Annotated in this window: 14 protein-coding genes; 10 read left to right on the top strand and 4 right to left on the bottom strand. The window is 65.7% G+C overall.

The genetic code is table 11. The features are described from left to right. The first annotated feature begins 12 nt into the window (after window positions 1–12). From G6N42_RS18345 to G6N42_RS18330, 4 genes are all read left to right on the top strand, one after another. A complete protein-coding gene (locus tag G6N42_RS18345) occupies window positions 13–579 on the top strand; it encodes a TetR/AcrR family transcriptional regulator (protein WP_163731049.1) in 567 nt (188 codons plus the stop codon). Between the two features lie 10 nt (window positions 580–589). After that, complete coding sequence (locus G6N42_RS18340; protein WP_163731046.1) at window positions 590–1,081, top strand: glutathione peroxidase; 492 nt, start codon at window positions 590–592, stop codon at window positions 1,079–1,081. A 73-nt stretch (window positions 1,082–1,154) separates the two neighbouring features. Next, window positions 1,155–1,859: a DUF2334 domain-containing protein gene (locus tag G6N42_RS18335; protein ID WP_163731043.1), complete on the top strand. Its 705-nt coding sequence runs from the start codon at window positions 1,155–1,157 to the stop codon at window positions 1,857–1,859. A 23-nt stretch (window positions 1,860–1,882) separates the two neighbouring features. Further along, window positions 1,883–3,526, top strand: coding sequence for an FAD-binding dehydrogenase (locus tag G6N42_RS18330; protein WP_163731040.1), 1,644 nt, complete (start codon window positions 1,883–1,885; stop codon window positions 3,524–3,526). Here the strand turns inward: G6N42_RS18330 and G6N42_RS18325 are convergent. Both G6N42_RS18325 and G6N42_RS18320 read right to left on the bottom strand, forming a co-directional pair. Next, window positions 3,523–4,125 carry a hypothetical protein gene (locus G6N42_RS18325; RefSeq protein WP_174262106.1) on the bottom strand — a complete coding sequence of 201 codons (603 nt, stop codon included), beginning with the start codon at window positions 4,123–4,125 and terminating at the stop codon, window positions 3,523–3,525. The genes G6N42_RS18330 and G6N42_RS18325 overlap by 4 nt on opposite strands. After that, a complete protein-coding gene (locus tag G6N42_RS18320; protein WP_163731037.1) occupies window positions 4,122–4,775 on the bottom strand; it encodes an MBL fold metallo-hydrolase in 654 nt (217 codons plus the stop codon). The genes G6N42_RS18325 and G6N42_RS18320 overlap by 4 nt, the downstream gene beginning before the upstream one ends. Window positions 4,776–4,819: 44 nt before the next feature. Between G6N42_RS18320 and G6N42_RS18315 the strand changes: the two genes are divergently transcribed. Genes G6N42_RS18315 through G6N42_RS18290 form a run of 6 tightly spaced genes read left to right on the top strand, consistent with a single transcriptional unit; the run spans window position 4,820 to window position 8,860 of the window. After that, window positions 4,820–5,482, top strand: a complete 663-nt coding sequence (locus G6N42_RS18315; RefSeq protein WP_163731034.1) for an ATPase — start codon at window positions 4,820–4,822, stop codon at window positions 5,480–5,482. A gap of 36 nt (window positions 5,483–5,518) precedes the next feature. Further along, the gene (purS, locus tag G6N42_RS18310; protein WP_163731030.1) at window positions 5,519–5,770 is read left to right on the top strand and encodes a phosphoribosylformylglycinamidine synthase subunit PurS; all 252 of its coding nucleotides are present in this window, start codon (window positions 5,519–5,521) and stop codon (window positions 5,768–5,770) included. Further along, window positions 5,767–6,441 (top strand): phosphoribosylformylglycinamidine synthase subunit PurQ, encoded by a 675-nt coding sequence (purQ, locus tag G6N42_RS18305; protein WP_083127443.1) that lies wholly within the window; start codon window positions 5,767–5,769, stop codon window positions 6,439–6,441. Before purS ends, purQ begins: the two co-directional genes overlap by 4 nt. A gap of 56 nt (window positions 6,442–6,497) precedes the next feature. Continuing rightward, complete coding sequence (locus G6N42_RS18300; RefSeq protein ID WP_163731027.1) at window positions 6,498–6,782, top strand: type VII secretion target; 285 nt, start codon at window positions 6,498–6,500, stop codon at window positions 6,780–6,782. A gap of 3 nt (window positions 6,783–6,785) precedes the next feature. Further along, complete coding sequence (locus G6N42_RS18295) at window positions 6,786–8,132, top strand: hypothetical protein (protein ID WP_163731025.1); 1,347 nt, start codon at window positions 6,786–6,788, stop codon at window positions 8,130–8,132. After that, window positions 8,132–8,860, top strand: coding sequence for a hypothetical protein (locus G6N42_RS18290; RefSeq protein WP_163731022.1), 729 nt, complete (start codon window positions 8,132–8,134; stop codon window positions 8,858–8,860). The genes G6N42_RS18295 and G6N42_RS18290 overlap by 1 nt, the downstream gene beginning before the upstream one ends. Here the strand turns inward: G6N42_RS18290 and G6N42_RS18285 are convergent, their stop codons facing one another. Together G6N42_RS18285 and G6N42_RS18280 are read right to left on the bottom strand one after the other, a co-directional pair. Then, a complete protein-coding gene (locus G6N42_RS18285; protein ID WP_163731017.1) occupies window positions 8,861–9,658 on the bottom strand; it encodes a family 1 encapsulin nanocompartment shell protein in 798 nt (265 codons plus the stop codon). After that, entirely contained in the window at window positions 9,658–10,680 is a 1,023-nt protein-coding gene (locus G6N42_RS18280; protein ID WP_163731014.1) for a Dyp-type peroxidase, read from the bottom strand. Before G6N42_RS18280 ends, G6N42_RS18285 begins: the two co-directional genes overlap by 1 nt. Window positions 10,681–10,714: the final 34 nt, after the last annotated feature.

Raw genomic sequence — 10,714 nt, 5'->3', positions numbered from 1 at the left:
TATGATCACGGGATGACCAGGGATTCCTACCATCACGGCGACCTGAAGGCCGTGATCCTCGCGGAGGCGGCCAAACTGGTCGCCGAGCGGGGGGCCGATGGGATCTCGCTTCGCGAGTTGGCTCGTGCCGCCGGGGTCTCGCACGCCGCCCCGGCGCATCACTTCACCGACCGTCGCGGGCTGTTCACCGCGCTGGCAGCCGAAGGTTGGCGCAAGCTGGCGACCGCTCTCGACGGTGCCCGCCCCGAGTTCATCGACGCCGCAAGGGCATACGTGCGTTTCGCACTGGAGAATCCCGGACACTACGCGGTGATGTTCGACCGCTCGCTCGTCGATCCCGACAACCAGGAGCTGATCGCGGCGCAGGACGCGGCGGGTGCCGAACTCGTCCGTGGCGTCGGCACTCTCGACGATGCGCGGGCCGAAAACGACCCGCGAGCGGCGCAACTGGCGGCATGGTCTCTGGTGCACGGATTCTCGCTGCTGTGGTTGAACGGCAACATCTCCGACATCGACGACGGTGTCGATCCGATGTCGACGGTGCACCGAGTCGCGGGGATGCTTTTCAAGAACAGGTAGCGTGCCAGGCATGACATCGCTCACCGACATCCCCTTGACCACGCTCGACGGCCAACCGACCACGCTCGGCCAACTCGCCGACGGCGCCGTACTCGTGGTCAACGTCGCCTCGAAATGTGGACTCACGCCGCAGTACACGGCGCTGGAGAGGCTGGCCAAGGACTACCGCGACCGCGGGCTCACCGTGATCGGCGTGCCGTGCAACCAGTTCATGGGTCAGGAACCGGGTTCGGCCGAGGAGATCGCGGAGTTCTGCTCCAGCACCTACGGGGTGACGTTCCCGCTGCTGGAGAAGACCGACGTCAACGGCGACGGCCGCCATCCGCTGTACGCCGAGCTGACCAAGGCGGCCGACGACGCAGGTGAAGCGGGCGACATCCAGTGGAACTTCGAGAAGTTCCTGCTCGCACCGGGTGGCACCGTGGTCAAGCGGATACGGCCACGCACCGAACCGGACGCTCCCGAGGTCATCGCGGCCATCGAAGAAGTGCTGCCCCGGTAGTTCGCACCGGATGGACAACTGCGCGCAGGGTGTCAGAAACCGTTGCGACACCTGAAGTTGCCACACTGGGCGCGTGGCTGGACAACTGATCGTCTCGATTTCCGGGATCAGCGACCGCACGATGCCCGAGGTCGAGGACTTCTGCGGTCAGCTCGACGCGCGCGCAGTGCCGGTGTCGTTTCTGGTGGCACCGCGAATCAAGGGCGGATACCGGCTCGATGAAGACACGCCCACCGTGCAGTGGCTCAGCGGACGGCGCGATGCGGGCGATGCGATCGTGCTGCACGGTTTCGACGAAGCGAGTACCAAGAAACGGCGCGGCGAGTTCGCGACCCTGCCCGCACACGAGGCGAACCTGCGACTGATGGCCGCTGACCGCGTGATGGAACACGTGGGGCTCCGCACGCGACTGTTCGTCGCCCCAGGCTGGACCGTGTCGCCTGGCACGGTGACAGCGCTGCCTCGCAACGGCTTTCGTATGCTTGCTGCACTCAACGAGATCACCGACCTGGTGCGTGATACGACGGTGCGCGCCCGGGTGCTCGGCATCGGCGAGGGTTTTCTCACCGAGGCGTGGTGGTGCCGCACGTTGGTGCTCGCCGCCGAACGCACGGCACGGCGCGACGGCGTCGTTCGGGTCGCCGTAGCGGCCCGTCATCTGCGTCGGCCAGGACCGCGGCAGGCGATGCTCGACGCCGTCGACCTCTCCCTCATGCACCGGTGCACGCCGGGCGTCTATCAGTGGACGCCGTACAGCGCATTGACAGACGCCGCATAGTCCGCGGCCGCTAACGTGGCGGCATGGCAGACGCTGATGTCATTGTCGTAGGAGCTGGTCTCGCCGGCCTGGTCGCCGCGTGTGAGCTCGTCGAACGTGGCCGCCGGGTCCTGATCGTCGATCAGGAGAACGCCAACAACGTGGGTGGTCAGGCGTACTGGTCGTTCGGCGGGCTGTTCTTCGTCGACAGCCCCGAACAGCGCAGGCTCGGTATCCGCGACAGCTTCGAGTTGGCGCTGCAGGACTGGCTCGGCGCGGCGGGATTCGACCGGCCCGAGGACCACTGGCCGCGCCAGTGGGCGCACGCCTACGTCGACTTCGCGGCCGGCGAAAAGCGCGGCTGGTTGCGCGAGCGTGGGCTGAAGACATTCCCTGTGGTCGGGTGGGCCGAGCGTGGTGGCTACGACGCTCGCGGACACGGGAATTCGGTACCGAGGTTCCACATCACCTGGGGCACCGGCCCGGCGATCGTGGACGTGTTCGCGCGTCGCCTGCGCAACAACGTGAAAGTGACCTTCGCGCATCGCCGTCGAGTCGACGAGCTTGTTGTCGAGGACGGCGCCGTGGTCGGGGTCCGCGGCGCGGTGCTGGAGCCGTCCGACGCGGCCCGTGGTGAGGCGTCGTCCCGAAACTCGGTCGGCGACTTCGAATTGCGGGCGCAGGCGGTGATCGTCGCCAGCGGCGGGATCGGCGGCAACCACGACCTCGTCCGCCAGAACTGGCCTACGCGCATGGGCCGCGTACCCGAACAATTGTTGAGTGGTGTGCCCGCGCACGTCGACGGCCGGATGATCGGCATCAGCGAGACGGCAGGCGCGCGAGTGATCAACAGCGACAGGATGTGGCACTACACCGAGGGCATCACGAACTACGACCCGATCTGGCCGTTGCACGGTATCCGCATCATTCCCGGCCCGTCGTCGCTGTGGCTGGACGCCACCGGCAAGCGTCTGCCGCCGCCGTTGTTCCCCGGCTTCGACACCCTCGGCACGCTGGAGTACATCGCCCGAACCGGTCACGACTACACGTGGTGGGTGCTGAACGCCCGCATCATCGAGAAGGAGTTCGGTCTGTCGGGGCAGGAACAGAATCCCGATCTGACCGGGCGCAGTGTGCGTAAGGTGCTCAGCCGCGTGCGGCCGGGTGCGCCGCCGCCCGTGCAGGCGTTCGTCGACAAGGGTGTCGACTTTGTGACGGCGAATTCGTTGCGGGAGTTAGTTTCCAAGATGAACGCGGTGCCCGACGTCGAGCCGCTCGACTACGGCGTCGTGGAGGAGGAGGTAACCGCCCGCGATCGCGAGACCGTCAACAAGTTCACCAAGGACAGCCAGATCACCGCGATCCACGGTGCGCGCGCATTCATCTCCGACAAAATCAGCCGCGTCGTCGCACCGCATCCTCTCACTGACCCCAAAGCGGGTCCGCTGATCGCGGTCAAACTACATATTTTGACGCGAAAGTCGTTGGGCGGGTTGGAAACCGACCTCGATTCCAGGGTACTCAAGGCCGACGGTTCAGTGTTCAGTGGGCTGTATGCCGCCGGTGAGGCCGCCGGGTTCGGGGGCGGTGGCGTGCACGGTTACCGCTCGCTGGAGGGCACCTTCCTCGGCGGCTGTGTGTTCTCCGGCCGAGCAGCGGGTCGGGCGGCGGCGAGGGACGTCGGCTAGGGCAGGTCGATGGTGGTGGTCACCGCCACGAACTGCGGTGTCGACGGTGCGGACGAGAAGCCGAATCGCACCGGCGGGTGCAGCGCCGTGAGCCCGCCGACGTCGTCTGCTTCGAAGGTGCCGTCGACGGCTGTGATGAGCCTTGTGCGTCGGACCCCGTAGTACTCGCGACGCCCATTGCCCGCGCTGCCCGCGGTGCGAACGCCCGGTACCAGCATCGTCGCGAGCGGATTGATGAGGCGCAGCCAGGCCGGCGTTCTCATCAGTCTCGGTGGTACCACCCGAAGCAACCAGTCGAACGGCGCGGGACCTCCGAGGATGCCGGACACCGCGAGCCCGGGCGCGGTGACGCTGAAATCCTCGGCGGTGTGCCGGACATCAACCTCCCCGATTTCTATCCGGTCGAAAGTGTAGGTCTGCGAGACGAATTCGGCGATGACGGATGTCGGTGCGAGTAAGGTGCGTTCACCGTCCGCCGATTCGACCATGACGTCGGCAAAGCGGCCGAACGGCGACTTCTCCCACGCCCCGACGACCATCCGGACACCCGCTTCGGTACCGAATCCCGCGATGTGGCCGGTGAATCGCAGCCTGGTCAAAACTCCGTGCCGTTCTCCTCTGCGAGTACTTGGAAGTCGGTGTCGGTCATCTCCTCGAGTCGGCCGTAGAAGATGCCCCTGGCGCTGGGGTCGACGATGCCCTGATGGATCGGGACCGCATGCGTGGGAGCGACCGCGCGCAGGTAGTCCACCGCCTCGGAGATCTTCATCCATGGTGCGGCGGCCGGTGTCGCGAGCACGTCGACCGGCTCGCCGGGAACGTGCAACGCATCGCCGGGATGCATCAGTCGCGCCGAATGGGTGCCATCGCCAACGAGATACGAAATATTGTCTATCACTGGGATTTCCGGATGAATGACCGCATGGCGCCCGCCCGTGCCGCGGACGGTGAGGTGTCCGATGCTCAATTCGTCGCCGACGTTCACCGCCTGCCATGAACCGCCGAGCTGCGCGGCGGTCTGTGGATCGGCGTACAGCGCGGCCTGCGGATTGGCGTCGAGGAGAGCGGGCAGCCGCGATGTGTCGGCGTGATCGGGATGCTGATGGGTGATCAGAATGGCCGACAGGCCGGTGATGCCCTCGAATCCGTGGGAGAACGTACCCGGATCGAACAGAATCGTAGTGTCGTTCGCCGAATCGTCACGAAAGTTGGCGAGTAAGCACGAATGGCCGAAATGCGTCAATTGCATTCCTATATTGTGCGCGCAGGCATTCTCCAGGGGGTAGCGCAGACGTGCGATTGTTGTGGGCGTTGGCTGTCGCGACGTGCGGGTTGACCATCGCCCCGGCGACCGCCTCCGCAGTGCCCGGCATCTGCCCGCCGATCTGCGACTCCATTCCCGATTCGGCGTGGATCGCGCCCACCGCCGTACCGCTCGACGAGATCTATCACTGGCCCGCCCTGGCCGGACTCGCCGTCAGAGCGCCCGCACCTAGGTTCACCTTCGAAGAAATGTGCGCGTCGCCTCCGCTGACCGGCGATGCCAGGGACTATGCGGTGGCCGCGCGGGCGACGGTGACGAATCCGCCCGGCCAGTGGCAGCTACGGGTGCAGGTCATTCACTGGCGTGGCCCCACCGCGCAGTTCGGGCCGACGGCCACGCAGACCCTGGATCTGGCCAGAGCGCGGCTGCGGGACTGCCAGGTCACCGCCCCGCTCGCTTCCCCGTCGATCACGACGAGCGATCCGTTTCGGCTGGCCGCGGTGATCAGTGTCCCCGGTCAACGGGTGGTGCACCAGTACCTGTTCGCCCACGCGTCCAGCAGCACCGTCGTCGAATTGGCCATGTGGTCGACGCTGCCGCCGCTCGTGCCCTGGTCAGCCGCGCCGGACGCGCAGGTGTTCGACGCGATGGCGGCCCCGCTGTGCGATGCGTACATCGGATCGTGCCGGTGAGGCGGCCCGGCAGAACCCGCAGGTAGAGTGGTCGCCGTGGCAAGGGTGGTAGTGCATGTGATGCCGAAGGCCGAGATCCTCGACCCCCAGGGGCAGGCGATCGTCGGCGCGCTGGGTCGTCTCGGCTTCGGCGCGGTCTCAGATGTGCGGCAAGGCAAGCGGTTTGAGCTTGAAGTCGATGACAGCATCGACGACGACACGCTCGCCGAGATCGCCGAGTCGCTGTTGGCCAACACCGTCATCGAGGACTGGAGCGTGAGCCGGGAACCGGCGGGGGACGGGGCGTGACGGCCCGAGTGGGCGTGATCACCTTCCCCGGCACGCTCGACGACGTCGACGCGGCACGGGCGGTCCGGCTCGCCGGTGCGGAGTCCGTGAGTCTCTGGCACGCCGACGCCGACCTCAAGAAGGTGGACGCCGTGGTGGTGCCCGGAGGCTTCTCCTACGGCGACTATCTGCGGACCGGTGCGATCGCGAAGTTCGCGCCCGTGATGGGTGAGGTCGTCCGCGCCGCGGCGCAGGGTCTCCCGGTATTGGGTATTTGCAACGGATTTCAGATCTTGTGCGAGGCCGGGTTGCTTCCCGGTGCGCTGACCCGCAACGCCGGTCTGCATTTCGTGTGCCGCGACCTCTGGCTCGAGGTGGCATCGAATACGACGGCGTGGACGTCGCGGTACGAGCTGGGTGCCGACCTGCTGGTGCCGCTGAAGTCGGGGGAGGGCCGATACGTTGCCAGCGAGGACGTGCTCGACAAGCTCGAGGGCGAGGGTCGGGTCGTCTTCCGCTACCGCGAGAACCCGAATGGTTCGATGCGCAACATCGCCGGGATCGCGTCGGCCAACGGCCGGGTCGTCGGTCTGATGCCGCACCCTGAACACGCCACCGAGGCGCTGACCGGCCCGTCCGACGACGGTCTCGGCCTGTTCTACTCCGCTCTGGACCAGGTGTTGGCCGCGTAGCGGCCTGCTGAAACTGGTGCGCTGACGGTCCGGTGACCGGTGTTACCTTCAAGAACGTGTTAGTCGATCCTGAAGTATTGCGCGCGTTTGCTGCGCAGGTGAATACGGAGTCTGGCGCCATATTGACCACCGACGTCGGACACAAGGCGACGACGGCTGCCGACGGGCTTGGAGGGTCCTCCACGCAATGCGCCATGCGCCTCGTGGGTGAGCACGTCGCGCAGCAGGCCAACGACATCGCGACGAACATCACGAAGATGGGTGCGGCGGTTCGTGGCGCCGGCGACTTGTACGAGGTGGAAGACAGCGCCCTCGCTGGCGCGTTCGACGGGCTGTTCTGACCCGTGCTCCCGTCACGATCGCAGCTGCAGAGCTGGAATCCCGACGCGGCTGAGCATGGCTCATCGGCACTCAGCGACGCGGGCCTCGCGGTGTACAGCGCGGTGCGCAACCTGGACGACGGCTGCGACCGCATGTCCGAGGTCCGCGCATGGGTCGGGCCCGCGCATGCCGCCGCGGCGGCGATGTTTCACCGTGCAACGGATGCCAGTTCGACGTTCAGCCATTACACCGAAGGCGTTGCGGCCGCGCTGTCGAAGGGCGCGGTCGCAATCAGCGCCGCTCGTACCGCGCTGCTGAATCACGCCGACGAAGTCGATCGTGGCGAACTCTGTGTCAACGACATGTGGGTGGTGCTCATCAAACCGGCCCGCGTGTCGGCGGAGAAGGCGGCCAGCCTGCAGGCTGCGGCCAAGACCGAGCAGGCCGAGATCAATCGATTGCTGAATGCCGTCGGCGCCGCCGACCACTCCACTGCGGCCCAGGTGCATTCCGCTGCAGAGAATTTCGGATTCTCGGTGCCAAGTCCCGATGATCTTGGCAGCCTGTTCCCCGGCACAGGTACGGTCCCTCCCAGTGACCGAGTTCCCAACCCGACGGATCTCAACGGCCTGATGCAGCAGGATCTCTTCCGCGACAACGACACCGTGCAGACCGTTCGGGAGAGCAAGGAGTGGGTCACTGACGACGGTCAGGTGCGTAGGACGCTGCTGATGATGGACGGCGGCAGGCATGAAATCCACGAGTGGAACGAAGCGCTGCCGTGCGTCGAGGACACCTACTACGACAAGAACGGACACGAGGTGTCGAGCACGTTCTCGCAAGACAAGACGAACTATGACGGAACAATGTTCACGTCCATCAGATTCGCCAACGGCACTGAGATCACGATGACGCGGACCGCGGACGGCAAGTGCACCGGCGGTGTGACGACGGCCGATGGCCGCCACGGCGTCCTGCCCGACGAGTTCTTCGCCCACCCGGCGCTGACGACCGTCGGCGGAGCATTCACCGGTCTCGAGCTGCAGGCCGAACGCGGAATTCCGATGCTCTCACCGCAATCCGTGGAGAACCTGGGCAAGGTCGGCAAGTACGGCGGCCCGACGCTCGGGGTGGCGATGGCGCTGTATGACACGGTGACAGCAAAGACGTTCGAAGACGCCTGCGTCGCTGCGATTTCGGGTGGTGCCGGAGTTGCGGGCGGAATGGCGACCGGGGCGCTGGCGGCGGGACTGGTGAGCGGGACCGCCGGCCCGCAGTTTGCACCCTGGGCTGCTGCCGGCGGCGACATAGTCGGCGGATGGACGTTCGGTTATCTCGGCGGCGTCATCGGCAATATCGTGTGCCGCTGATGAAGCTTTCGACCGCAATCCTGGGTGGGCTGTTCTTCGGTGGTTTCGGCGTCTTCAGCGCAGCGTGGACCGTGCTTTTCGTTCTCCGCGGCGAGGTACTCAATGCATTTGTGACGCTGGGAGTCTCGGCGTTCTGCTTCGGCTTGATAATTCCGATGTTCGCGGTTGTTCCCGGAAACGTGGCACCACGGGTCGACGTCGATGACGCAGGAACCACCTTCCGGCCCGACCGCGCAGTTGACCTCCCCATTCAGATCGGGTTCGGACTCGCCGTTATCGCCAGTGCGATTTACACGATTTTCGCGCCCGCCGGGATGGTGACCATTCCGGTACCGGCGGCCATGCGGTACTCGCTTCCGTTCACCTCTGGCGTGCTGTTGTTGATCGCAGCGCCGCACGTGTGGCGAAACCTGCGGCGCGGCTGCACGAAGTATCTGCGTCTGACACCCGCAGGATTCGTTCTGGAGGAGGGCTGGCGGTCCGAGTCCGGCGACTGGCTTCAGGTGAAGGACGTGACAGATCAGATTCCTGGCGGAAAGAAGTCCACGTCGGGTCCCATAGTGTTCGTGATGTCCGACGACAGCACGCCGACGATTGCGGCCGGTGGGATGACGCCGGACGGCACGGCATTGCGAGAACTGATCCGGTTCTATTGGGAGCATCCAGAATCGCGCGATGAACTCACCGACGGCCGAGCGGTCGAGCGTCTCGCGCGGAGCCTGGCCTAGCTACTTCGTCAGCGCCACAGACGCTTCTGCGGTGTAGCAGAGGAATGTCAGCGTCTCCTGCAGATACAGCTCGACGGATTCCGCGTTGTGCGACAGGTAGCCGATGCACACGTCGGTCCCCAGCTGCAGGTCGAAATCGCCACCGCGCGTCGACAATACAAACGCGCCATCGATGGCGGGCGCCCAGATGATCTCGCCGTCCACCAGCCGGTTGAGGTGCTCGCGAATCGGATAGCCGTGCTCGGTCGTCTCGCTGACCTCGGTGTAGACGTCGGCCGATAGCAGCACCGAATACGGCCCGTCGACGCCGGCCAGCCGCAGCTCGGTCAGCGCCTGGGAAATGACGTCCGGGATCTCGCGGACGTCGCTCGGCAGCGCCAGCGCAGGATTGTTGCTGCAGGCCCTGATTCCCTCGATGGACGCTGCCCCGTAACCCTCGAAGATCGCCCGGTCCTCGACGAAGGCCAGTCTCTTCGCAGCCTCCTTGACCGGATCCCAATCCGAGTCCTGCGAGCCACGCTCGACATCGTCGATCGCGTTGCGGCTCAACGTGAACGGCACCCGCAGGCGCACCAGCGGCTTGCTCTCCCGCAGGTGCGCCACCACTCCCTCGCCCGGCGGGGACACATCGCGGAGGTGGCCGGTGCTGACCGCCGCCGTCACCGGGCCTCCCGGCTCGCTGACATCGACGACGCGCCGTCCGGCGACATGCCGTTTGAACGTTCGCGTCGCCTCCAGCTCGATTTCGTCCCAGGCGGCGTCGGTGACCGGAGCGAGTTCGCGATACAGGTTGTTCATCAACGGGTTCCTTTCAGGCTTCCGATGCCCAACGAGCCGTCCCTGACGGGCACGCCGGCAGCGGCGGGCACGTCTTGTGATGCCTCCGAAGCCGGAAGCGGAGGAGGGTCATTGAGAAAATCGACGATCGGCGTGAAGAACTTCCCACCGGTGATGGCGGTGGAAAACTCCAGGATGTGATCGGTGTTGCCCGGCGGATCACCGAGGAACATGTTGGAAAGCATCTGCTCGGTCACCGCGGCCGTTCGCGAGTAACCGATGAAGTACGTACCGTACTGGTCTTTTCCGATCTCACCGAACGGCATGTTGTGACGCACGATCTTCAGTTCGGTGCCGTCCTCGCCCTCGATGACATTCAGTGCAATGTGCGAGTTCGAGGGCTTGACGTCGTCGGCCATCTCGATGTCCTCGAGCTTGCTGCGTCCGATCACCAGTTCCTGCTCGGTGACCGACAACGAATCCCACGACGACATGTCGTGTACGTACTTCTGCACGTGCACATAGCAGCCGCCGGCGAAATCGGGATCCTCGTCGCCGATCTCGGTGGCGGACACCGCAAGTGGACCCTCGGGGTTCTCGGTGCCGTCGACGAACCCAAGTAGATCGCGGTTGTCGAAGAAGCGGAATCCGTGCGTCTCGTCGACGACGGCGACAGCGCCCAACGCCTTGACGATCCGGCCCGCCAACTCGAAACACATGTCCATCGACATGGCCTTGATGTGCAACAGCAGGTCCCCTGGCGTTGACGGCGCGTGATGACGTGGGCCGGACAACTCGATGAAGGGGGTCAACTCCGCGGGCCGCGGCCCCGAGAAGAGCCGGTCCCAAGCGTGCGAGCCGATCGACGTCACCACCGACAGGTGCTTGTCGGGGTCGCGGAAACCGACCGCACGCACCAGCCCGGCGATATCTGCGAGCCCGTCGTGCACGGCCGCCTCGCCGCCGTCGTCGATGGTCAACACCAGGAAGATGGCCGCAGGTGTGAGTGGCGCCGTGACCGGCTGCGGCAGTGGTGCGGGCACCTTAGGAACCCTAATTCAAGATCGGCGGCGATGA

The sequence above is a fragment of the Mycobacterium gallinarum genome, assembly GCF_010726765.1.
Lineage (GTDB): Bacteria > Actinomycetota > Actinomycetes > Mycobacteriales > Mycobacteriaceae > Mycobacterium > Mycobacterium gallinarum.
The sequence above is the reverse complement of the archived record's forward strand: the minus strand, read 5'-3'. Positions and strand labels throughout refer to the sequence as shown.

Bases quoted from the DNA above. Each gene is read 5' to 3' on its own strand.
- G6N42_RS18345 (WP_163731049.1), top strand. From the start codon at position 13: ATGACCAGGGATTCCTACCATCACGGCGACCTGAAGGCCGTGATCCTC.
- G6N42_RS18340 (WP_163731046.1), top strand. From the start codon at position 590: ATGACATCGCTCACCGACATCCCCTTGACCACGCTCGACGGCCAACCG.
- G6N42_RS18330 (WP_163731040.1), top strand. From the start codon at position 1,883: ATGGCAGACGCTGATGTCATTGTCGTAGGAGCTGGTCTCGCCGGCCTG.
- G6N42_RS18320 (WP_163731037.1), bottom strand. From the start codon at position 4,775: ATGCAATTGACGCATTTCGGCCATTCGTGCTTACTCGCCAACTTTCGT.
- G6N42_RS18290 (WP_163731022.1), top strand. From the start codon at position 8,132: ATGAAGCTTTCGACCGCAATCCTGGGTGGGCTGTTCTTCGGTGGTTTC.
- G6N42_RS18285 (WP_163731017.1), bottom strand. From the start codon at position 9,658: ATGAACAACCTGTATCGCGAACTCGCTCCGGTCACCGACGCCGCCTGG.